Annotated in this window: 19 protein-coding genes; 2 read left to right on the top strand and 17 right to left on the bottom strand. The window is 26.8% G+C overall.

The window, feature by feature from the left end; genetic code table 11:
- Position 1: 1 nt before the first annotated feature.
- A complete protein-coding gene (locus ACFYH6_RS04305; protein WP_416179648.1) occupies positions 2–892 on the bottom strand; it encodes a UDP-3-O-(3-hydroxymyristoyl)glucosamine N-acyltransferase in 891 nt (296 codons plus the stop codon).
- Between the two features lie 188 nt (positions 893–1,080).
- Here ACFYH6_RS04305 and brnQ point away from each other — a divergent pair, with 188 nt between their 5' ends.
- Positions 1,081–2,358, top strand: a complete 1,278-nt coding sequence (gene brnQ, locus ACFYH6_RS04300) for a branched-chain amino acid transport system II carrier protein (protein WP_416179649.1) — start codon at positions 1,081–1,083, stop codon at positions 2,356–2,358.
- Between the two features lie 444 nt (positions 2,359–2,802).
- On the opposite strand, the gene ACFYH6_RS04295 is transcribed toward brnQ, so the two are convergent.
- From ACFYH6_RS04295 to ACFYH6_RS04265, 7 genes are all read right to left on the bottom strand, one after another.
- Entirely contained in the window at positions 2,803–3,825 is a 1,023-nt protein-coding gene (locus ACFYH6_RS04295) for a hypothetical protein (protein ID WP_416179650.1), read from the bottom strand.
- Complete coding sequence (locus tag ACFYH6_RS04290; protein WP_316343899.1) at positions 3,806–4,702, bottom strand: ABC transporter ATP-binding protein; 897 nt, start codon at positions 4,700–4,702, stop codon at positions 3,806–3,808. Before ACFYH6_RS04290 ends, ACFYH6_RS04295 begins: the two co-directional genes overlap by 20 nt.
- Positions 4,702–5,085 (bottom strand): GntR family transcriptional regulator, encoded by a 384-nt coding sequence (locus ACFYH6_RS04285; protein ID WP_416179651.1) that lies wholly within the window; start codon positions 5,083–5,085, stop codon positions 4,702–4,704. Before ACFYH6_RS04285 ends, ACFYH6_RS04290 begins: the two co-directional genes overlap by 1 nt.
- Positions 5,086–5,105: 20 nt before the next feature.
- Complete coding sequence (locus ACFYH6_RS04280; RefSeq protein ID WP_316343897.1) at positions 5,106–5,687, bottom strand: hypothetical protein; 582 nt, start codon at positions 5,685–5,687, stop codon at positions 5,106–5,108.
- A gap of 141 nt (positions 5,688–5,828) precedes the next feature.
- Entirely contained in the window at positions 5,829–6,914 is a 1,086-nt protein-coding gene (locus ACFYH6_RS04275) for a Gfo/Idh/MocA family protein (RefSeq protein WP_416179652.1), read from the bottom strand.
- A 19-nt stretch (positions 6,915–6,933) separates the two neighbouring features.
- On the bottom strand, positions 6,934–7,542 hold the full coding sequence (locus ACFYH6_RS04270) for a sugar transferase (RefSeq protein WP_416179702.1): 609 nt from the start codon (positions 7,540–7,542) through the stop codon (positions 6,934–6,936).
- 35 nt (positions 7,543–7,577) lie between these two features.
- Positions 7,578–8,939: a hypothetical protein gene (locus tag ACFYH6_RS04265; RefSeq protein ID WP_416179653.1), complete on the bottom strand. Its 1,362-nt coding sequence runs from the start codon at positions 8,937–8,939 to the stop codon at positions 7,578–7,580.
- 171 nt (positions 8,940–9,110) lie between these two features.
- Here ACFYH6_RS04265 and wecB point away from each other — a divergent pair, with 171 nt between their 5' ends.
- Positions 9,111–10,163: a non-hydrolyzing UDP-N-acetylglucosamine 2-epimerase gene (gene wecB, locus ACFYH6_RS04260; protein WP_416179654.1), complete on the top strand. Its 1,053-nt coding sequence runs from the start codon at positions 9,111–9,113 to the stop codon at positions 10,161–10,163.
- Between the two features lie 43 nt (positions 10,164–10,206).
- Here the strand turns inward: wecB and ACFYH6_RS04255 are convergent, their stop codons facing one another.
- The 9 genes from ACFYH6_RS04255 to ACFYH6_RS04215 form a co-directional block, all read right to left on the bottom strand.
- On the bottom strand, positions 10,207–11,277 hold the full coding sequence (locus ACFYH6_RS04255) for a glycosyltransferase family 4 protein (RefSeq protein WP_416179655.1): 1,071 nt from the start codon (positions 11,275–11,277) through the stop codon (positions 10,207–10,209).
- Positions 11,278–11,288: 11 nt separating this feature from the next.
- Positions 11,289–12,731 (bottom strand): O-antigen ligase family protein, encoded by a 1,443-nt coding sequence (locus ACFYH6_RS04250; RefSeq protein ID WP_416179656.1) that lies wholly within the window; start codon positions 12,729–12,731, stop codon positions 11,289–11,291.
- Between the two features lie 38 nt (positions 12,732–12,769).
- On the bottom strand, positions 12,770–14,209 hold the full coding sequence (locus tag ACFYH6_RS04245) for a polysaccharide deacetylase family protein (protein WP_416179657.1): 1,440 nt from the start codon (positions 14,207–14,209) through the stop codon (positions 12,770–12,772).
- Positions 14,210–14,221: 12 nt separating this feature from the next.
- A complete protein-coding gene (locus tag ACFYH6_RS04240; protein WP_416179658.1) occupies positions 14,222–15,214 on the bottom strand; it encodes a GNAT family N-acetyltransferase in 993 nt (330 codons plus the stop codon).
- 10 nt (positions 15,215–15,224) lie between these two features.
- The gene (locus ACFYH6_RS04235; protein ID WP_416179659.1) at positions 15,225–16,925 is read right to left on the bottom strand and encodes a hypothetical protein; all 1,701 of its coding nucleotides are present in this window, start codon (positions 16,923–16,925) and stop codon (positions 15,225–15,227) included.
- Positions 16,926–16,994: 69 nt separating this feature from the next.
- Positions 16,995–18,851, bottom strand: coding sequence for a polysaccharide biosynthesis protein (locus ACFYH6_RS04230; RefSeq protein ID WP_416179660.1), 1,857 nt, complete (start codon positions 18,849–18,851; stop codon positions 16,995–16,997).
- A 128-nt stretch (positions 18,852–18,979) separates the two neighbouring features.
- Positions 18,980–20,431: a lipopolysaccharide biosynthesis protein gene (locus tag ACFYH6_RS04225; protein WP_416179661.1), complete on the bottom strand. Its 1,452-nt coding sequence runs from the start codon at positions 20,429–20,431 to the stop codon at positions 18,980–18,982.
- An 11-nt stretch (positions 20,432–20,442) separates the two neighbouring features.
- A complete protein-coding gene (locus tag ACFYH6_RS04220) occupies positions 20,443–21,147 on the bottom strand; it encodes a cytidylyltransferase domain-containing protein (protein ID WP_416179662.1) in 705 nt (234 codons plus the stop codon).
- Positions 21,148–21,261: 114 nt separating this feature from the next.
- Positions 21,262–25,950 (bottom strand): N-acetylmuramoyl-L-alanine amidase, encoded by a 4,689-nt coding sequence (locus tag ACFYH6_RS04215; RefSeq protein ID WP_416179663.1) that lies wholly within the window; start codon positions 25,948–25,950, stop codon positions 21,262–21,264.
- Positions 25,951–26,050: the final 100 nt, after the last annotated feature.

Below are 26,050 nucleotides of genomic sequence, written 5' to 3'. Positions count from 1 at the left end.
TCTATCTAATGCTTTTTATAAATTCAATAAATTTATCATGGTTTATTGCAAAATTTCCAGAAACCTTATCTCCATCATTTAAATTCTTAGTTACAACTGAGCCTAGACTTATACTAACATTATTACCTAAAATAAGTGCATTAGATATAGTTGCACCTAATCCTACCCAAGAATCATCACCTAATACTGTTCTTCCTCCAAAGGTAGATCTTGAAGCAATTAAACATCTATTACCTATTTTTACTCCATGCTCTATGTGCACCAAATTATCTAGCTTAGAGTAATCTCCTATAATGGTATTATCCCAAGTATAAAGGGCTTTATCTATACAAGAATTATATTGGATTTCAACATTATTTCCAATAATTACTCCACCACAATGATTTACATTCATTATTATTCCATCAACTCTCTTATATTCAAAGCCTTCTCCACCTAATATAACACCAGCTCTTATAATACTGTTATCTCCAATTACAGTATTTTCTCTAATTACTGCAAAATCTTCTATAATAACATTATTACCAATTACAACATTGCTTTCACTTATTGATGATAACTTGCTTATCTTACATCCTTCACCAATTATAGTATTAAAGTCTTTTCTCTTATATCCTTCTTTAGTAGATAATATATTATGTAACTTAAAATAATCCATCCTTGGGTTATCTGAAATAATAATACCATATCTACTTTTAAGCTTTTCACCTAACTCTTTAGTTGTAATTAAAGCACTTATCTTATTACTTAAACTTTTAATATATTTTTCACTTTCAATAAAGGTGAGAATTTTTTCATCACAATCTGCAACTGCAAGACCTAAACTAGTAAATTCTCCATCTTTTAATAAAGATAATCCATTTAATAAACTTACAACTTCCTTTAATAACATAAGAGGCCTCCTAAAATAATTAATAAATATATTATATCAGCTTTTCCAAATATTTTTTAATATATTATTCCATTGAAGGTTTTCTAACATTATGATAATATATTTCAGTATTATTAAATATTTAAATAAAAATTTATATATTTTTTTACTAAATTTTAAATAATCTTGTAAATTACGGAGGATAAAGAATGAATAAAAGCACAAAAGATTCTATCATAGTAGGTTTTGCTCTATTTTCAATGTTTTTTGGAGCTGGAAATCTAATTTTCCCTGCATTCTTAGGAAATACAATAGGAGATCAATACCTTTTAGGTATTATAGGATTTATCTTAACTGGAGTAGGATTACCACTTTTAGCAATAATGGCTTGTTCTAAAGGAGATGGAAGCTTTAAGTCTATTGCAAATAATGTAAGTCCAAAGTTTGCTATTATTTTTACAGCTATATTATTTATAGCAATTGGACCTATGCTTGCAATTCCTAGAACTGCTGCAACTACTTTTGAATTAACAATAAACCCATTTTTCAGTAATGTATCTCCTTTTATTGCAATGACTATATATTTCCTAATTAATTTATATTTTGTTTTAGGAAAAACTTCAATAATTGATACTATTGGAAAATACTTAACACCTTCACTAATGATACTATTATTTATTTTAATAGTTAAAGGCTTAGTTATGCCTATTGGTAATGTTGTAGAAACTAATGCAATTAATGTTTTCCCTAATTCTTTACTAGAGGGATATCAAACAATGGATGCTATAGCTGCCCTTTTATTTGCTGGAATGATAACAAGCTCTTTAAAATCTAAGGGCTATAAAGATAAGGAAATGCCTACAATGATTATGAAATCAAGTTTAGTTGCTATATTAGGACTTGCTTTTGTATATGGTGGATTAACTTACATAGGTGCGCAAACAATTGGACTAGCTTCACCTGAAATAAGTAAAACTAGTTTATTAATATTAATTTCTAAAAGTATTTTAGGAAATATGGGACCAGTTATTATAGGTATAGCAATGGGACTAGCTTGCTTAACTACTTCTATAGGCTTAATAACTTCAGGTGCAAATTTCTTTGAGAGAATATCAAAGGGTAAATTATCCTTTAAGCTTAATGCAATATTAATATCAATTGTAAGCTTAGGAATTGCTACTCTTGGTGTTGACAATATAGTGGTTTTATCAGTTCCAATTTTGAATATACTTTATCCTGTTTCAATTACTCTTATAGGAACTGCACTTTTATCTAAATATATTAACAACAATAAAGCAGTTAAAGTTGGTGTTTATACATCATTAGTATTTGGTATTTTATTTGCTATTCCTGGAATAAACTTAAACTTTATTCCTTTAGCTGAATTTGGTTTTGGTTGGTTTATTCCAACAGTACTTGCTATAGTATTTAGCTATATTATATTTACAATTACAGATAAGGAAGAGCAAGAACCAGAATTTGAGTAACAAGTAATAGAGGTTTAAGTGCAAGTTTAAATTATATATTATGTATTGACTCTTATATTCCTCTTTTAATTACTATTCTAACTTAAAATTACATATAGATAACCAAAGTGGCTGTCGCACAATGTAAAATGAATAATGAAAAATGTAAAATTAAAGAAGAAACTCCCTTAGGAGTTTCTAAAATATATATCTTTTTAGTAATTCCTTTGGAATTACATCAATAATTCTACATTTTACATTCTACATTTTTAATTTAGGAGCTGCTGCGACAGCTCCTTTAATATTATTTATATTAATGAAGATTAGAAGCTTAACATAAAGTGCTAAGGAAAACTAAGAACTCTTTAATTAATACATTTAGTCTTGTCCTTAAGTTTATTTGATGTTGTGTTATATATTACTTTCCTACTTATCTATTACTTCTTAGCTATTAATTCTTCACTTCTAATAGTATACATCCTTCTTTACTTTTTTAAAGTTTCTAAATATATAATATGTTGCTATACTTACTGCAATTATTATTATCACTTTTAAAATGGCTATCTCATAAACTCCTAAGTTATTTTTAAAATATATCTCATCTATGAGAGCACTTATATATGGTGCACTTAACACTCCACCTAAAGTCATCATAATAAATTTTGCCATTTTTTTAGGAAAGCTTAAAATTATTCCTTCATTCATATTTTCCACTAGCATTTTATTTGTTAATATTTTAGAGATAAAAATTAGTAGAATCCCAATTATTATAAAAATAATTGACATAAATATAATCTGTAAAGCTGTTACAGTATTTCCTATGCTTATACCACCTATATATTCAATTAATCCATTATAAACATATCTTAACCCTCTCCATTGGCCATAAGAATAATAGCTAAGCAGTGGATCAAAGTTAATTAATAAGAAAATTAAATATATAAAAGAAATAACTCCTGCTGCAATTAAATAATAAAGATTTGAAAAAATACTATCTAATACCGCTATAACTCCTATGATTATAGATGATAAACTAATTATTCTTATAACATCTAACAACACCATTATATAAAAATCATTTATATATATTAAAATATCTTGATACTGAATATAATTTTTAATAATTATAGATAAATACATTCCAATAAATATTAGAACTGAAATTACCATTATAATAAGCTCTCTTTTTCTAATATCTATTCTTGAAAATGGTCCTGCTAAAAAAGTACACCACTTTTTTCTTTTGAAAATACCAACTGTTATCATATATACAATTCCAATATAAGCAATTAATAGCAGTACTCCTTCAACAGAAAAAATAAATTTACTATCTGTTTGGTTGTACAAATAGCTACTTATTTGAAAACTAAAGTAATTATTACTTAATATTAAAAACAATATAAAAGTTGATATATACACCATACATAATGGAAGAAAGATATTAGCATCTCCTTGATAAAATAAATTATTATTTAAATATTTCTTCATTGCTAACCTTCCCTTCTATCCTATTTATAAACACCTCTTCTAAACTTAAATCTATTTCTTCTATAAATAAAGGGTTAAACTTCTTAACATAATCTATAAACTTCTCTTCATTATCTTCTATTACTATTGTAAATACCCTTCCAACTTGAGAAATATTAAATATTCCCGGGAAATATAAATCTTCTTCATATACAGGCATATCAAAGGCAATTTGTATCTTCTTAATATTTTTCTTTATATTATCTAAGGTATTATGATACTCAACCTTTCCCTCATTTAATATTAATACATCATCACAAACTCTTTCTAACTCTGTTAAGTTATGTGAACTAATAATAACAGATTTATTACCACTTGATACTTCCTCCATTATTATCTTCAGAACCTTTTCTTTTAATATTGGATCTAAACCTGAAGTTGGTTCATCTAAAACTAATAATTCAGCATTTAAAGAAAAAGCTATCATCAAATTTACCCTCATCTTCATACCCTTAGATAACTGTAAAAATCTTTTATTAAGAGGAATCTTAAATATCTTATTTATACTATAAAATCTTTCTTCATTAAAATCAGGATATAATCCCTTATAAAACTTAACTATTTCTCTTAATGTAATTAAATAAAAGCTACTATGTTCATCTGGCACAAAGGCTATTTTCTTCTTAACATTTGGATTATCATATATTTCTTCACCATCATAAAGTGCTATTCCTGATGTTCCTTTATAAATTCCAACAATACCTTTTATTAAAGAAGTTTTACCTACTCCACTAGGCCCTACTATACCTAATACCTTTCCCTTATCTAAAGAAAAGTTTATATTATCTAATATATTAAACTCTCCATAACTAAAAGAGTAATCTTTTAACTCCAACATTATATTTCACCCCTTATATGCCTATATTCCTTACTTAATAATGAAATTAAGTCCTTTTCTCCTAAGCCTAAGTAATTTGCTTCTAAAATAATTTTCTTAAAATCAGCAACTATATTATCTAACTTTTCCTTGGAAATACTTGCACTATAATCCCTAGCTATAAAAGTACCTTTTCCTCTTATAACTTCAACTATATTCTCTTTTTCAAGCTCAATATAAGCCTTACTAACAGTATTGGGATTTATAGTTAAAACTGTAGATAACTCCCTAACTGAAGGTAATTTATCTCCTGCTTTAAAGACTCCTTTAAGTATAAGTTCCTTAATTTCAAATATGACTTGCTCATAAATTGGAGTACTAAGCCTGGCATCTATTTTTAACATAACCTCACCTCAACTTTAGGCTACTGATAACTTACTGAATAATAATCAACTACAAATCCTTCACCTTCGTTTATAACTATTAAATATATACTTAATGGCTCTCCTTCTAAACCATCAGTATTCTTAATAGTCCCGTCTTCATTAATAGAACTTTTATCAATATGACTATTGTATACACCATAGCCATCTAATCTATATACCCTTGGATTCTCATCTCTTTTATAATTAGATATCTGCTTAAAGGAATATTCATAATTCTCCTTTAAATATGTAAGAGAATTATAATCTACTTCCTGCATTTCATAACTATATAGCACAGGTACTTGTCCTAATATAGATTTATATGACATAAAAGTTCCAGTATATAATCTGTATCTCTTAGATATACTTTCTAAGAATTCTCTTGGTAGAATTTCATAATAACCATTCTTTTCCTTTACAGTTTCATAACTATTTATATATCCTATAAAATTAACTATTGCCTCTTCAGGCTTTTTAAAGTTTTCTTTTTTTTCATATAACTTTTCCCTCTTGCCAAAGGCTGATACTATAAAAAAAGCTAAAATAACAGCACCAACAGCTAAAAATGTTGATTTCTTCATACCTATTCCTCCTGAAGAATAAAATAAAAAATACTAAGTGTACTAATATAAGTAGTACACTTAGTATTATATGGAATTAATTGTATTTATTCAATTAATATTTTCTTAATAAATATTTAGTTAATCTTAAATTTTCTTAACTTATTTCTTCATATCTGAGCTTGAAAAATTATTAAATGGGAAATTTACTGGCATTCCAGTTTTTCTTGACTTATATGCTGCTAAAATAATAGATAAAGGAACAATTGCATCTTCACCGCTTACATATGGCTTTCTATCATCATTTATAGCTTCTATAACATCTCTAAATAAAGGAGTATGTCCTTTTCCATAAACACTATCTATTTCGACTTGTAAATCCTTCTTAACAGCTTCTTCGTCTGCTCCTTCAAATCTCCAAGTCTTAAGTTCATTAACAGCAAGACCACCTATTACTACAGTTCCATCAGTTCCAAATATACTTAAAGTTTCCTCTAAGTTCTTTGGATATACTACTGCACTTCCTTCAACTATACCAATAGCTCCATTTTTAAATCTAATTACTATGGCTCCAAAGTCTTCTCCTTCAATTGGATTTCTAAAAGTATCAGCCTCTGCATATACTCTTTCAACTTCAGAACCTATCATCCATTGTAATAAGTCTATATTATGAATACATTGATTCATTAAGGTACCACCATCTAAATCCCAAGTACCTCTCCATGGAGCTTGCTTATAATAATTATCGTCTCTTCTCCATAGAATTCTAGCAGTTCCATTCATTATTCTTCCGAACTTATCAGCTTCAACTGCTTCTCTTAGCTTTTGAACTGGTTTATTAAATCTATTTTGATGTGCTACAGATAATTTAACATTATTTTCTTTTGCAACTTTAATCATTTCATTAGCATCATCAATTGACATAGCCATAGGTTTTTCAACTATTACATGTTTTCCTTTGTTCATACAATAAATTGCAATTTCAGCATGATATCCACTTTCAGTGGCAATGGTTACAACATCTATATCTTCCTTTTCAAGCATTTCCTTATAGTCTTCATAGACTCCAACCTTTATAGAAGAATCATTCATTTTTTCAACATATTCTTTAGCCTTAGCTTCCGCTAATTCTAATTTCACATCACATGTAGCCACTAAATTAGCTAAATCCTTATTTTCACATAATCCTTCTACATGTTTGTATGATATTCTTCCACAACCAATAATTGCAAAATTGAGTTTTTTCATATTAATCACCTTCAATTATTTATTTAAAACATTTTAATAATGTTTTAAATATTATTTTTATATCTAAAAATATATTGTTTTTATTTATATACTTCAAATTTAATTGAAGTTTATGTTTCATAATTGTATTAATATAGTAGTCTTCAGGATTTTCTACTGTCCCTAGTATTTCATTTTCATCGCTGTATTCTATTGAAGCGAAATCCGTTATTCCTGGCTTTACATTAAGTACTTTTCTTTCATTTTCATCATAAAGACCAACATACCTTGGGACTTCAGGTCTAGGTCCTACTAAACTCATATCACCTTTTAAAACATTAAATAACTGTGGTAATTCATCCAATTTATACTTTCTTAAAGTTCCACCAACTTTAGTTATTCTAGAATCTTTACCTACAGTAATCTGTTTTCCTAACTTTTCCGCATCTACTACCATTGTTCTATATTTAAGAATTTCAAACTCTTTTCCATACTTCCCCACTCTTTTTTGCTTAAAAAAAACAGGTCCTCTAGAATCTAGTTTAATTAATATAGAAATGATAATAAAAACTGGAGTCAATATTATACAACCTATTAAGGACGCTGTAAAATCAAATATCCTCTTAATAATTTCATTAAACATCTTAATCTTCCTTTAAAACTTATTAACTAAAAATATATAATTTAAGTCAAGCTATCAAATACATCTGCTAATTGCTTAGTTAAGTTTCTTCTATCAAACTGTGAACATTTTTTAATACTGTCAGTATTTACATCAATAGAATTTTTATATTTTTTATATTCTTTTACTATAAAATATTCTATTTTGTCTATATCATTATGATTAACAGCCAAACCAATATTATTTTCATTTATTAATTTTGCAGCAACACCATCCTCAGGCATTATTCCCAAAATTGGTCTTTCAGCTAATATGTAATCAAAAATTTTACCTGTAAAAACCCCTTTACTCTCCTCAATATCAGGCAATATAATTAAATTAATATTTGAATTAGCCATAATATTTAGTATATCTTTATGTTCTACATAAGAGTTAATATTTATATTATTAGCAACTTTTGAACTACCTATCATTGATTTTAAATCATCTGATACATATCCTGTAAATTCTACAAGTAAATCTTCACATATTTCAGGATTTTTATTTGAAATATTTTCCAAAGCTAATATTAAACTCTTTGGTGTTCTAGATGAATCCAACAGACCTGCATAGCTAATTTTAAATTTTTTATTATTACTTATTGTAATAGAATCCTTATCCCCACCATCAAATCCATTAGTAATTGTAATGAATTTTTCTTTAAATTGTGGATATCTTTTCTGATACATATTGGTAATTGGCTCTGTAACATTTATAACTACGTCTGCTAATGTAACAACCTCTAGCTCCATCTCTTTTTCTTTTTGAATTCTTTCATTGCTATATCTACTCATTATAGAATCATTACCAATCCATGGATCTCTAAAATCAGCAACCCATGGTTTGTTAGTTCTTTTCTTTATTTCCATAGCAATTAAATGATCCGTATATGGAGCAGAAGTAGAATAAATAACATCTATAGTATTTTCTTTTAATATTCTACTCTTTATGTCTTTAATTGCATGTTTATACCATCTAATTTTAGTGTCAGGAATATAATAATTAAATTCTAGATATCTAAAAACTTTATCTTTTATAGTTTCATAATCTTCATATTTAACATTAATCTTTTCTTTATTATCATCAGAATGTCCATCATTTTTAATAAATGGAGTTTTTAACTTAACAAGTAAATTATTTGCTTTCTCAACAATATCTCTTAACCAAAGCATTTCTCCTGAATTAGATCTATATACCTTTACTTCCTTAGGAATTTCTTTCAACATACCATAATCATATGCAAAATTATGACCATCTTTTACTGTAGCTACTATAGGGTTATATCCATTTATAGGTAAATATTTTACATACTTCAAACTTCTTTGTACTCCACTACCACCTATAGGTGGAAAGTGATAGGCAATAAATAATACATTTTTCTTCATATAAATACCTCGCAATTTATATAAAAATATTTTTTCTAATATTAAAACTAAATTAAATTATACTACAAATAAATGTTTATTGTCTATATAAACTAAGTATTCTATCTTTATATTAACTGTGTTAATATAATATTAGTTCAAATATATGCTAATTCAATTAGGAGGATTAAAATGAAAATCTTAACAATTATTGGTGCTAGACCTCAGTTTATTAAAGCTGCTGCCGTTTCAAATAAGCTTAGAAAAAAACATAATGAAATATTAGTACATACTGGACAGCACTATGATTCAAATATGTCTGATATATTTTTTGAGGAATTAGAAATTCCTAAACCTGATTATAATCTTGAAATTGGCTCTGGTAACCATGGATATCAAACTGGTAAAATGCTAATTTCTATTGAAGAAATTTGTCTTAAGGAAAAACCAGATATGATATTAGTATATGGAGATACTAATTCCACTTTGGCTGGTGCTTTAGTAGGAAGCAAATTATTAATACCAGTTGCCCATATTGAAGCGGGACTTAGAAGCTTTAACAAAAATATGCCTGAAGAACAAAATAGAATATTGACTGATCATATATCTAAATATTTATTTGTTCCATCAAATACTGCTGTAGATAACTTGAAAAATGAAGGTATTATTAATGGTGTATATAATACAGGTGATGTTATGTTTGATGCAATTAACCTATTCAAAGAAAAAGCAGAAACTAAATCTAATATACTTTCTGAATTAGGATTAAATTCTAAAAATTATATTTTATCAACAATTCATAGAGCCGAAAATACAAATGATGTTAATAGACTTTCAAATATAATAAAAGCATTAAATGAATCTAATGAAAATATTATTCTTCCATTACATCCAAGGACAAAGAAATTTATACAAGATTACAACCTTAAAATATCTGATAAAATTATGATTATTGAACCTGTAGGCTATTTAGATATGATAAAACTAATGAATAATGCTAAAAAAATAGTTACAGATAGTGGTGGAATTCAAAAAGAAGCCTATTTCTTAGAAATTCCTTGCATAACTATGAGAGATGAAACTGAATGGATTGAAACCGTTGAAAATGGTTGGAATATATTGGTTGGTAGCGATATTGAAAAAATTAAGGATGCTATAAATAATTTTTCTCCTAAAAATAAACCAATAATGGTCTTTGGTAGTGGAAATGCCGCTGATATAATAACTAATATAATATCAAAATAAAAACACAGCTGTATCTAAAAACATTTTTAGATACAGCCTACTTCTATTTTAATATCTTATTGTAGGAATTCATAACCATATTCATATTATCTTCCCATATAGCTCTTTCCTCAATAATTTTTTTATTAATCTTTCTTGAAGACTTTATAAGTTCTTTATCCTCAATAGTTCTTATCATAAGCTCACTTAATTCTTTAACATCAAATTTGCGTAATATAAGACCATTTACTCCATCTTCTATCCACTCTCTGTTAGCGGGCAAATCAGACACTATAGGAAAACTTCCACAAATCATGCTTTCTAAAAGAGTTACAGATGTAGAATCTGAAGTAGGTATTGATACAAATGTTAATCCATCATTCAATAAGGAAAAAAGCTGTTCTCTATTAATAAACCCTTGAAAATCAACATTCTTTTCTATTCCTAATTTTTTAATATAATTTAAAACTTCCTGTTCAGTACTTCCTGAATTAGTAATTATAAGCTTAGAATCACTATACTTTTCTAAAACTATCTTAAATGCATCTAAAATACATTCTATATTAGAATTTTCACATAATGTTCTCATACTTAAAAACACTTTATCTCTATCCTCTTTAATATTATTTATATTAATATCAGATAAACTAACTCCCATTGGTACTGTAAGTACTTTATCTTTATCAGCTTTTAAATTTATTATCTCTTTGCTCATATAATCTGAATCAGACGTTACCAAATCACATTTCTTTAAAACATACTCTGTTAGTAATCTATACGCTATATTCTTCTTCGGTGTTACTAAAATATCAGTCCCCCAAGTTGATACAACGAAAGGTATATTCCCCTTAACTAAACTTCCAATAAATCCATAACTAGTTAAATAATGTGCATTTATTAAATCAGGATTGATTTTTTTTATTATCTTTTTAATGACAAAAATTTTTTTAAGATAAGCTTTATTACCTCCCTCACTATCAATATTAATTGAATCTCCCATATAATAAAGCTTGACTCCATCAATATCAGCATGCCTAAATGATATTAGATGAACATCGTTTCCTGTATCTCTAAAAAATTCTATCCATCGTCTTGTATGTATGCTTCCCGCATCTCCTAGAAAACAAATCTTCATAATTTACACCTCTAAACAAATTCATTAATATAGTCCATGTAAAACAATATAAATAACATCATAAATGTACTAGAAAAACTATATATTTCCCCTGTAAAATTGAATGCAATCCCTGTCAGGTTACCATATATAAAGAATATAGCTACAACTATCCCTAGTGATAAGTATGTTAAACGTACTTTACCTCTTTCTTTAAAATAACCAATTAAAGCATCTATACCCATTTTTATTATTAATGCTAAAGCTAAAATCATAAAAGGAAGTCCTAATTCTGCTGAGAAGTTCATCAATAAATTATGAGCATCAATATAAGATTTACTTGTTCCAGAATATTCATTAAAGAAGTATTTAAAATTTCCTAAACCTACACCTGTATATTTATAATCATTAGTAATTTCCAATGCAGATTTCCATATAATCTGTCTTGTTCTGCTTTGAGTATCAATTATTTTAACAATTACTTCTTTTATTTTTCCAGTTCCTACATTAGCTTCATCACTAGGTTTATCAATTATTGTATGAATTTCATTAATAGTATCCTCATCTGAAACATCAGCTCTTGAAGCTACGTTAGCTGTAACCATAATTCCAACTATTAAGAATACTACACCATACTTTTTCCAATTTTTAATATTAAAAATCAAATATAAAATGAAGATTGAAAAAATAGCAATTAATGCTCCTCTTGATCTTTGAATCCCTATAGATAAACTAAACCCAATTACATAAAGTGTCCATCTATTTTTTATTCCATCTACCTTAGCCCATTTCCCTAATACTATAACAAACATTAATAATGAATATGCTAAAATAGCATTAGACCCTAAAGGTCCATATAATTTTTCAGTGCTTCCTTTAATTAATGATAGCATATAATAAATAAAATCTGGTGCAACTGATACTAATGATCCAATAATAGTTGCTTCTAATATTTTATTATAAAATTCCTTCTTATCATCAAAATATGAGGTTCTTACCACATAGAATAAAAATATAAATGGTAAAAATGATAATAATATTATCATTAAGGAAACTTGTCTGTTATAAGCAAAAAATAAATTTAAAATAATCATTACAATAATAATTAATCTTATATATTTATTTTTAATTATATTTTTATCACTATTTATTCTCTTAAACATTCCATTTTTTATAAGAAAAAATAAAATTCCTATGTAATAGATTGAATAGAATATCCATTGACTATCTAATAATCCAAGCCTTAAAAAAATATACCCCCCCAAAGGCAATAAAAATATGCTAAAAAAGGACGCTAAAATTGTATTTTCATAAGATTTACTCATATACCATATTATAAAAAGAGTAAATGGAATTCCAATTACTGCTGCTACCAAAGTTAGCTTAGCTTCTGAACCCCATAATGTATATATTGCTAATACTTCTAATAATACTCCTATAATAATATAGTAATAGTCTTTTTTTAATGTCTTCATGTGTTTGCCTTCAACTCCCTTTACAACTTTGTACTCATCTACTCATATATTTTTACAATCTTTTCTCCAGAAATTGCTAATGCATTATTTGAAATACAATAACTTATTATTTCTTCATACACATCTTTCCACTCTTTCCATATAGAAGTTTCATCTAAACTTGAATTATGCCATAAAAAGGAAAATACGCCATTAACATCTATAATTTTTTTTATTAGTTCTCTAACATATTCTATAGCACCTTCAGGACTTAATCCCATATATTGTGCTTCTGACAAAGTCCCATCCATAACTATCAATGGTATTTCCCAAATATTAATTACAGTCTTATTTAGAACATTAAAGGGTTTATACGGTGTGCAAATTCCTGCTCTAAATCCAGCAAATTTAGCATATCCTAACGTAGTATCATATTTTAAATTACACTTTTCTTGTACATTCCATGTATTAGGCACTTCAAATCTTAAATAATGTTGTCTAATTCCTACTACATCTGCATATTTACTTAATCTTATTTTTTCTGAATTTAATAAATTAAAATCATTATAGCTATTATAACTTCCATGAATACCAATTTCGCTGCAATTTTTATTTATTCTATTAAAAACCTCTCTTAATAATTTATTATCTATATTATAGTAATTATCTTTTCCTGTAACTCCACCAGACATAAAGTAGTAAGAAGCTGATATACCATATTTTTCTTCAATAGATGCTAGATAGTCGAATTTCCAAAATGGATCTTTTTCAATACTTCTCAAAGATTTGAAATAATTACTTAAAGTTTCAAATGAAGCTTTAATATTTTTTTCTCTTAATATTTTATTTCCTATAGTTCTAACAAATTTATCTCTATATTTTAATATTGAATCTATATCATGGCTTAAGAAAAATACAAAATCCTTATTACCTAGCTTATTTTCTTTTTCCATTTTTTCATCTAATTTTTTAATTAAGCTCATAACAAATTCCATTTGCTCATTTACAATTGGTCTATTTAAAAATTTGAATTTATATGCAATTGAACTTTCTAGCAAAAATCTTTCGTGATTATCTTTTTGTTGCACAATAATTTCCTCATATCTTGAAACCATAAAGAATATATCTGAAATTATATCTGCATAAACATAAAATCCATTATCTTTTTTATCAAATAATTTATCTTCATTAGAAAATATAGATATGATATCACTAATAGATTTTATTTTATAATCTAAGTTAAATAATTTTACATTATATTTTGGAGGGCATTTTAAATAATCCTTTGAAAATAAATTATTACTTTCTTTAATCCATATAAATTTATTATGCATTTTTTTTTCTAATATAGGAGAATAACATATTAATATATCATCTTCCATTACTAAATTATCATTTTTATAAAAGTCATAACTTAATCCTAAAGTAGAAAATATTAGATCAAATGTATATTTCTTTTCAATGATAAACTCATCTTTTTTTATATCTATCCAAATCATAAAATACCTCTTTTATCTTATAATTTTTTTAATCATTTTTTTCAATTTAGGTGCACCCATTATAAATGTTACTATTGATTTTTTTAAATCAAATTTAAATTCTTTAGCTATTGTAAAGTATTGTTTTTGTACTCCTCCAAAAGTGCTAAAAAATTTCTCTATATCCTTATTCATTGAGCCCTCAAAATCAAACTTTAATCCCATATTAGATGCTAGTTTTATTGCTTCCAATAATAATAATGATGTAGCATTAGAACTTTTGAAATCTGGATTTATTCCTCCTAATAAATAATACATGCTTTCTTTATCCCATACTAAATATATTGCTGCATGTATATTATTGTATTCATCTATGGCATATAAAACTTCTTTACAATTTCTATTTCCACATTCTTTATCTATTCTTTTTAATAAATTAATATCATATGGGATAGTCATATTCTTTCTTTCAAAAGTCATTGTATTAATTTTGTAAAATTCTTCGATATCTAAGTTACTCTTGACTTCAACAATTTTTTCAGCTTTTCTTATAAGATTCTTTGTAGTAGAATCTATTTCACTATATATATTATCAAAATCAGTTGTATCCTCTATTACATAGGTATATCTAGTTGTCTGAGTATATCCCTTCCAATAAAATGGTAGCCAATTAGTGAACGAATAATCAAAATTTTGAGAATAACTCTTTATGTCATTTTTCTCAATACCCTCTATTAAATTATTGATTATTTTTCTTTCAAAAGCCAACCTAGAAGTATACTTTTGATTCTTAGGATAATTTATATATATACCACTTTTTTGAGTTAATTTCCCTTCATTTATTATTAATCCATGTTTAGATTTATTATATGAATATGGTAAAGCACCTAAAATCTTTCCACCTTTATCATTCAATACAACATTCCAATTATCTTCACCTACAACAGCATCTAACCACCATGGTTGACAAAATATATTAATATTAAACTCTTCACAAAAAATTGAATACTTTTCTTTATTGTTCATATAAACTCCTTTAATACATATTAATTACTGTTTTAATCCTCTCTGAAACTAATCCATCAATATTATAAAAATTTCTCTTAATATACTCTTCATCTACAGTCCAATCTATATTGTTAAGTAAACAAAGAAGTTCTTTCTCATTTTCAGCACCTTTAGATATATTATTTTTAACAAAATTTCCTTGATCCCAATAATTGCTTAAAAGTAAGCATATAGAAGGTTTATCTAATATTGCTGATTCTAAATTTATAGTTGAATGTACACTTACAACTACATCAGACCAAATAATAGCATCATATATATCCATATCTTTAGTTATATTAATATTTTTTATATTATATTTGTTAGCCATTTCCTGGTACATTCTATAAAAAGAATCATTCGGATGTAATTTTATAATAATCTCATATTCTCTTTCATAATTAGATAAGGTACTAAATAAAAATTCTGTTGCTTCTCTTGCTAATTCCTCAATATATTGTGTAGCATATAATATCCTTAATTTATTATTACTACTTTTATCTAAATTTAATTTATTTATTTTTTTATATAGATAATCTGTTCTAACCTGTCCTACAACTAGAGTATTATTGTTATTATAAACTTTTGTTCTTTGTATTAATTTATCCTTAAATTCTTCTCCCCATACAAAAGTATTCATAGGAATATAAATTCTATCCTCCGATGGAATAAAATATGAAACTGATGCATCTGTAATTATACCATGTTGCACTGCAAAAGTAGGTATTTTTAATTTATTACCAGAATAAATAAAGCATCTTGCCCTATCTGCTTCGTCAGTACATATAATTTTATCAACTTTTAAAAACTTAATAAATTTTTCAGATGCATAAATTTCATATATATAGCTATTATATATTTCTATCAAATTACTAAATAAAAATTCATTAAAAAGATTATATAGGTTATATCCAGCTACATAAAAGTCAAGTTCTTTTAATAAATTCAATTTATTAATAATCTTATTATTATCTATTTTATTTTTATATAAAGTTTTCTTTAAAATCAAAAAGTTCTCAAAGGGCAAAAAATCCCTTCCAATTTTCGTAGATTTATCTAATACTGAATCATTATTTAAATATTGAATTCTAAAGGCCTTATTTTCTGATTTTAATGATTCTAATACATTTCCAAATTGACAGTCATAATTTATTATTTCATTGTCTATTTTTATACTATTAATATCACTTGCATGAGTCATAAATAGAACTTTTTCTTTTGTCCTATTTGTTAATTTAAATTTAAATAAATATAAAAATCCATTTATTATTCTAAAAATTCTAGCTATTATTTTCCTCTTATCTGTTTTTTTTACATAATCTTCAGTTATCTCTTCGCAATTTAAATTAAATATTTTTTCACATATATATTTATATATGGAGTCATTTGTATACACTTTTATGTTATTGCCTTCATATTTCTTAACTATATCTTCAATCAACAAAAATTTATTCAAAATATTTCTTATTCTATTACAAATAGTTCCTCGAGCAAAATTATAAATTTCTATATCGTCATAGATATACATATTTTCTATTCCTATTCCAGATATTTTTCTAGACTCTAGTTTACTAATTAACTTTTCAAACTCTTCACTAATGTTATAGTCTATATTTTTTTTATCTATAATTTTTTCTTCGCCCTTTTCAATAATATTGATTTCATTTTCATTAATTAAAATCTCTATCATAGTTTCTCCATTCTACCTAATTAATTTATAAGGAACTATATTTCTATAGTTCCTTATAATTATAAATATTTATTTATATTTATCAATTGCAACTTCATTTTTATCTACTCTATGATATGTTGACACTATTTCTTCCATCATATCTTTTATCTTATCATTCGCATTTTCTTTTAATAAATCTTCTAACATATTAAGTTTTATTTGTAATTCACCCATGCTTTCAAATGTTGGTTTACCAATATATATTTTATTATGAGTTGTATTACCTAAACCTTCTTCGCTCATTAATAGTTCTTCATAAAGCTTTTCGCCAGGTCTAAGTCCAGTAAATTTAATCTTAATATCCTTATTAGGTTCAAATCCTGATAATCTTATTAAATCACATGCTAAATCATATATTTTTACTGGTTTCCCCATATCTAGAACAAATATTTCACCGCCCTTAGCAAAAGCCCCTGCTTGAAGTACTAATTGAGCTGCTTCAGGAATTAACATAAAGTATCTTGTAATATCTTTATGAGTAACAGTCACAGGACCACCTTCAGCAATTTGTTTTTTAAATAAAGGAACTACAGATCCATTGCTACCAAGTACATTTCCAAATCTAACAGAAACAAAATCTGTTTTACTCTCTTTATTCATTGCTTGAACTATCATTTCACATAATCTTTTTGTAGCTCCCATTATATTAGTAGGATTAACAGCCTTATCTGTTGATATCATAACAAATTTTTTCACGCTATGTTTATCAGCCTCTTTTGCTAAATTTAATGTTCCGAAAACATTATTTTTTATAGCCTCTTTAGGGCTATCTTCCATTAATGGTACGTGTTTATGTGCTGCAGCATGAAAAACTACATCTATTTTATATTCATCGAATATTTCTTTTAATCTCTTTTCGTCTCTTATAGAACCTATTAAAGTCTTAACATACAAATTAGGGTATTTAGACCATAACTCATTCTGTATATCATATGCACTATTCTCATATATATCAAATATAATTAATTTACTAGGATTAAATGTTGCAATTTGTCTACACAACTCCGAACCTATTGAACCACCACCACCAGTCACTAAAACTGTTTTTCCAGTTAAGTAGTCAGAAATTCCTTCATTATCAAGGACAATTGGATCTCTTCCTAACAAATCCTCTAATTCAACATCTTTTATTTTACTAACACTTGCTTTTCCTGATATAATTTCATATATACCTGGTATTATTTTTAATTTACACTTAGTTTGTTTACAAATATCAATTAATTGAGATTTTTCTTCATACTTCAGCGAAGGGATAGCTATTATTATTAAGTCAATTCTTTTATCTTCTGCAATTCTAGGTATATCTTCTATTTTCCCTAATACCTTTATACCAGATATTCTCTTTCTTTTTTTATAAGGATTATCATCTATAAGGGCTACAGGATTTAATTTTAAATCTCTTCTTGAAAGTATTTCATTAATTATCATTGTTCCTGCTGACCCGGCACCAACTATCATTACTCTTTTTTGATCTGGTGCATACTTGTAAGGCATATATATTAACATTCTCCTATATACTCTATATAATATTCTTATTCCTAATACAAAGAACATAACTAATATTACTGCAAGAACACTAACATTTAAAGGAATAACATGCCCAATAAATCTTGTATATACTATAGATATGGCGCCAGCTAAAACGCTTCCTCCAACTCCTAATAAGAATTCATCTGTACCTGTTAAATGCCAAAGAGAGTTATACATTCTAAAAATGAAAAAGCTTATTAAATAAATTAAGCTAACTATAATGAAATCATCTTTATATATTGTGACTATTTTTCTAAATTCATCTGAATATATCATATTTATTGCTATTAAATAAGCCATATTTACTAGAAATACATCTATACACGCTAATATTAGCATTCTCCATTTTTTCATTTGGATAACCTCCATATTTTACCATTTATGTAATCAAATTCAAGTTTTCTTTCAAATTTCTTTATAATTATACTACTTATTATCTATATTGTCTATAAATCTTCCAATTTCCGATTTTATTGCTTTATCTATTTTTTTAAACGACCTTTTATTAGTTTTATATATTTATCAAAATCCTTTCTATATATAAACACTAAAATCAGGAAAATAATTAATACTATTATAGTCTTTATTAAAATTGATTTCCAAAAACTAAATCCAATTATAATAAACGAAAGCATTGATACAGCTAAAAATACACCAGAAATAAAAAATAATTTTACTATATTAAATCTTATTGGTTCAATTCTTTTAGATATTAAATAAACTAATATACATGATAATATCATTGCTATTAAACTTGCCAAAGCAGCTCCCATCATTGAAAACTTTGGTATTAAAACAATATTTAGTAATGAATTTAATATTGCTCCCGTAAAAGTTCCTATAGCAATATACTTAACCCCCTTTTTATTATAAAACAAAGGATTTACATAAAAGTAGTATATTCCATTGAATACAAAAGAAAAGCTTAATAAAGGTATTACCTTCCATCCTTCACTATAGGCATCAGCTACCATAATTTTAAATATTTCTGGTCCAAAAAGTGACATTCCCATAGCTAAAAAACAATAGATTATTGTTGTGTATTCAGATACTTTTACAATTTCCAATTCATTTTTTTCCTTGTCCTTCATTTTTTCAAAAAACCACGGAACATATGCTTGATTTACGGCAACAGTAATAACATTTATTATATTTGCAAACTGTGAACCAGTTGAATAAATAGCTGGTACTGCTAATCCTTCATAACCATTTAAAAATAGCCTATCTATCATAGATACAGCCCAGCCAGATAAAGAATGTGGCAATAATGGCAAAGAATACTTTAAAGCTTGAATCAAATAACTCTTTTTAATTTTCATTGTTATTGTGGGAATAAACTTTATTAATGTATAAATAAAGAATATTGTATCTGTTATTGCTAAAGCCAATAACACTCCTAAAGCTCCTACCCTTAAAACCACTACAAAAAATATGTTTAAAGATAGGTTAACTATAAAATAAAGTAAATTATTTAATCCATATAGTGCACTCTGTTCTTTTGCCTGTAAAGTACTTTGAAATATTGTATAAATAGGATTAAATGTAATTGATATTAAGCCTAATATAATATATGGATAAAAATTAATTCCTTTTGCTATTGGTAATAATATTACATCTTTAAAAATTATTAATATTATTGTCAATATAAAACTGTTCATAATAACAAAAGAAATACAAGTACCCCAAAACTCTTTAAGTTTTTTATTATTCTCCTTATAATCAACATAAAATCTAACCACAGCAGAATTTAATGATAGTGTATAGAAAATGGATAAAAATGCCACTAGTGGTTGAACTACATCAGTAATCCCCTTATCACTTGGAGATAATAAAGCTGTATATACAGGTAATAAAAATAGTCCTATAGCCTTTTGAAGAATTTGAACTAAACTATAAATTCCCGAGTTTTTTAATAACCTTTTTTTACTACTCATCTAACATTCTCCTATTTTCCTTCATTATCAATAAGTTCTTTCATTACTAATTCAGCTATTTTAAAATCTAATTCAGTATCTATATCTATTGAATGATATTCATCCATAATATATCCAGTTAAACTACTTGGTTGGAAAGTTTTTTCTCTTAATAAGAGTTCTGTTTCAATTAAATATATTGCTCCATTAACTCTATAAACTTTAGGCAAATCTTGTCTTCTAGTTATTTTATATCCATCCTTTATAAATGGTTTTAGTTCATCACCTTCAAATACATTTGTCCAATAAGGATTTATTTCACTTTCACATACTGATATTAAAGCTTTTTGAGAACTATTTTTTAATTTCTCAACAGCTTCATTAATATGATTAAAATTTCTTAATGGTGAAGTACATTGTAACAACATAATGTGTGATGGAATATAACCTTCACTTTCCTTAAGATAATTTATCATATGAAATACAGCATCTACTGTTGGAGATATATCTCCAGCTAGCAATTCTGGTCTTAAGCAAGGAATTTCAGCCCCATATTTCTTAGATATTTGTGCTATTTCAATATCATCAGTTGATACCACTAATCTATTAACATATTTACTCTTTTGAGCTGCTTCAATTGTATAACTAATTAAAGGTTTTCCATTTATATTTTTTAAGTTTTTTCTATGAACTCCTTTTGATCCACCTCTTGCAGGTATAATGGCTAATATATTCATATTTTTTCTCCTTAATAATTATTGTTTGTAATATTACTAATTATATCATATATATTCTATAATAAAAAAATTAAAAGAGTAACAGCAAACTGTTACTCTTTTATTAATATTTTCTTAATATTGCTTTTGAATTTGATCAGCAAGAATTTTAGCTAGCTTTAATTGATTGTTCTGATCTGCTAATTTTTTTGCTTCACTAGGATTGGATATAAATCCACATTCAACTAATACTGAAGGCATAAGAGTATTTTTAACAACATAAAATTCTTCATCTTTAGCGCCTCTATTATAATAACCTAGTTGTGTTGCTATATTATTTACCATATTTTCAGCAAGAAGCTTACTTGATTTTATCTTGCTATTAAGCCCATTTTGTATATTACTTGTTCCATCTAATGGAGTTGCACTACTATAGTATACTTCTACACCATTTGCTGATGAATTAGGATTAGAATTATGATGTATACTAACAAATAGATCAGCATTGTAACTATTTGCTAATTTAACTCTTTTTTCCAAACTTTCTCTAACAGGTATTGTTTCCCTATCACTTTCTTCTCTTGTCATTATTACTTCAAAACCTCTAGAAATCAATTCTTGTTTAAGTTTTAACGCCACTTGCATATTTAAACTAGTTTCATTATAAGTTATTCCATTATGAGTATACTCTGCTCCAGAATCTCCACCATAATTATGTCCTGCATCTATTACAATTAGTGTTTTATCAGGTTTAACTGAAATATCTTTAGAAATATAGTCATCTCTTTCAGACTTACTATTTTTATGTTTAACATGTACAACTACACTATAAGTTCCTGATGTTTTTGGAGTAAAGCTTGCTGTTCTATTAGTACCCCAATCACTTAATACTGTCCATGTTTCTGTACTTCTATCACATATCCAAATTTTATAATACGCATCATTTTGTGGTTCTGCCAAGGCATTTATTGAAATTTTATTATTAACTTTGTATGTTCCAGTAACATCTAACGATACAGCTGTTGCTTTATCTTTCTCATATGCATAAATATCTTTAGACATATAATCCTCTTGAATATTAGAATTTGAATACTTATTCTTTACATGAACTACAAAAGAATAATATCCTTTTTTTGTAGGAGTAAATGAAGCAGTATTTTTCGTACTCCAATCACTTAATACTGTCCATGTATCTGTACTTCTATCACAAACCCATAGCTTATATAAAGTACTTGATGATGGATCAGCTGTTGCTGTCATTGTTATAGGTTGTCCAATTTGGTTATTACCTGATAAGTTTAAACTCTTAACTGTTGATTTCTTATATTGAATATTTATATCAACTGATTTATAACTATCCTGATTAGTTGTACTACTATTTTTATGCTTAACATGTACTACAAATGAGTATATTCCTGCCTTTGTTGGTACAAAAGTTGCAGTATTTTTTGTACTCCAATCACTTAACACCGTCCATGTATCTGTACTTCTATCACAAACCCATAACTTATATAAAGTACTTGATGATGGATCAGCTGTTGCTGTCATCGTTACTGTACTTCCTACATATTTATCTCCTGTTACACTAACTGTCTTAGCAGTAGACTTCAATTCGCTAACTTGTACATCTATTGATTTATATGCATCTTGAGTGTTTGTTCCACTATTTTTATGTTTTACATGTACTACAAAACTATATGTTCCTGATTTCTTAGGCATAAATGTTGCAGTGTTTTTTGTACTCCAATCACTTAATACTGTCCATGTATCTGTACTTCTGTCACATACCCATAACTTATATAGTGTATCTGCTGATGGTGTTCCGCTTGCTGTCATTGTTAGTGTTTCATTTACCATCTTATTTCCTGTTACAGTTAATGATGATACTGTGGACTTTGGTGCTGTTATATTTACATCTAAAGACTTATATGCATCTTGACTGCTTGTTCCACTATTTTTATGTTTTACATGTACTACAAAACTATATGTTCCTGATTTCTTAGGCATAAATGTTGCAGTGTTTTTTGTACTCCAATCACTTAATACTGTCCATGTATCTGTACTTCTGTCACATACCCATAACTTATATAGTGTATCTGCTGATGGTGTTCCACTTGCTGTCATTGTTAGTGTTTCATTTACCATCTTATTTCCCGTTACAGTTAATGATGATACTGTGGACTTTGGTGCTGTTATATTTACATCTAAAGACTTATATGCATCTTGACTGCTTGTTCCACTATTTTTATGTTTTACATGTACTACAAAACTATATGTTCCTGATTTCTTAGGCATAAATGTTGCAGTGTTTTTTGTACTCCAATCACTTAATACTGTCCATGTATCTGTACTTCTATCACATACCCATAACTTATATAGTGTATCTGCTGATGGCGTTCCACTTGCTGTCATTGTTAGTGTTTCATTTACCATCTTATTTCCCGTTACAGTTAATGATGATACTGTGGACTTTGGTGCTGTTATATTTACATCTAAAGACTTATATGCATCTTGACTGCTTGTTCCACTATTTTTATGTTTTACATGTACTACAAAACTATATGTTCCTGGTTTCTTAGGCATAAATGTTGCAGTGTTTTTTGTACTCCAATCACTTAATACTGTCCATGTATCTGTACTTCTGTCACATACCCATAACTTATATAGTGTATCTGCTGATGGTGTTCCACTTGCTGTCATTGTTAGTGTTTCATTTACCATCTTATTTCCCGTTACAGTTAATGATGATACTGTGGATTTTGCATCTACTACATTTATATCTAAAGACTTATATGCATCTTGAGTGCTTGTTCCACTATTTTTATGTTTTACATGTACTACAAAACTATATGTTCCTGATTTCTTAGGCATAAATGTTGCAGTGTTTTTTGTACTCCAATCACTTAATACTGTCCATGTATCTGTACTTCTATCACATACCCATAACTTATATAGTGTATCTGCTGATGGATCTGCTGATGCTGTCATTGTTAATGTCTGATTCACATATTTATTACCACTAACATTTAAAGAAGTAACTTTTGAATATGGATTAGTTATTGCTAAGTCAATAACTTTTGAATCATCACTAATTTTACTGCTATCCTTATGCTTTACATAAGCATACACTTTATAATTTCCAGCTTTCTCCGGAGTAAATACAGCTGTATTTTTACTACTATAATCTTGAATAGTTGTCCATTTATTAGCTGCTACATCATATACCTTAAATTGATATAGACTACTAGATTCTGGATTAGCCTTTGCAGTTAATGTAATATTTGATTTTGCAAATTTATATCCACTAAAGCTAAATGAAGTTAAAGTTGAATTTCCAATATCAACTTTAAAATCTTTATTAATATAGTGATCTTGAGTAGTTGTTTTAGAATTTTTATGCTTTACGTGTATTACAAAACTATAGTTTCCTGACTTATCTGGATAGAAATCAGAAGTATTTTTAGTACTCCAATCACTTAATAGAGTCCATTTATCAGTATCTCTATTAGCAACCCAAATTCTATATAAAGTTTCTTCTGCTGGTATAGCATTTCCTGTTACAGTTATCTTAGAACCAGTAGATTGCTTCCCTGATATTGTAACATTATTCAATACAGAAAAATCTAGAATTTTTGATTGATTCTTAATTTCAGAAATTATATTTAAAATATTATATCCATAACCTCTTGCTGTTGCCCAACCATATCCTTCAGGGTTTTCTGGTATTCCTAGATGTTCAAGATAAATTGCAGTTCCTCTTGTAACATATTTAAATCTAGGGTCTACAACATCTTGTTTTAACGGTTCTGTTGATGCATATGCTTTTAGATGCTGAACTACCGCTCTAATTCCAATCTCAACGCTTTCAAAAGTATATCCTGGATTCCCATTGCCAGTAGCACCAATTCCTGCAAAGTTATTTTGCTCTGGCTTAACATCACCGCCAAATTTCAAATATCCTGTTTCATGCATCATTTGTGAAAATAAGATATCATGATTAATACCTTCAACTTTAGCTTCTTTAATGGCTATATCAACAAAATCTACAATGTACTTTAAATCAAGTTTAGTATTCTTACTTCTTAAGATATTTATCATTTGAACTCTATCTAAGGAGCCTGTACCCATTATTTTAGTTTTACTATTATTTACATTAATACTAATTACAGTATCTGCTGTATTGTTTTTAGAATCTATAACCCTTATTTTTATTTCATGTTTACCATTTGATACATTAGTAAAGTTATATTTAAATCCACTATTTTTTGAGTTGGGATAATCTGGGAATGCGCTTGCTACATCATCTCTTTGAATACCATAAGTTGCTGTTGCAATTTTATTATTATCAAGGAAAATCTCAACTTTGCTTATTCCATCTTTACTAATTGCGTATCCTTTTACTTGAAATGAATCTGTTAAATTATGATTCATAACAGGATTTTCAACTTTTGAAATTATTGTTGATTGAGTATCAGCAGTTGAAGATAATTCATAGCTAGATTTTTCTTCTAATTTTATTATTTCAGAAGAATCTTTATTTAGAATAGCATTATTTTCTTCCTGATTTTCTGTAATATCCAGTAAATTTGCGTTTTCCTCTCCTTTCTCTTCTTTTTCTAGTGTTTCATTAATATCATCATTTAATGATTCATTATCTACATTTATATTTTCTTCTAAATTACCTTCTTCTAACACTGTTTTATCATTATCTAATATTACAGTATTATTATCATTAATTTCTGCAAATGAAATTATATTTGGAGAAACTATGTTGAACATAAACATACAAAATACAAATATAGATATTCGTTTTAGTTTTTTCATTTATTATCCTCCCATTTTTATGGGCTAAAAATAAATAAAATAGCATTTTCTAAGTTACTACTAAATTATACCTTCTAAATTATAGTAATTCAACTTTTTT

Source organism: Clostridium sp. HCS.1 (genome assembly GCF_047900555.1).
GTDB lineage: Bacteria > Bacillota > Clostridia > Clostridiales > Clostridiaceae > Clostridium.
This window is presented reverse-complemented; position numbering and strand designations above follow the sequence as displayed.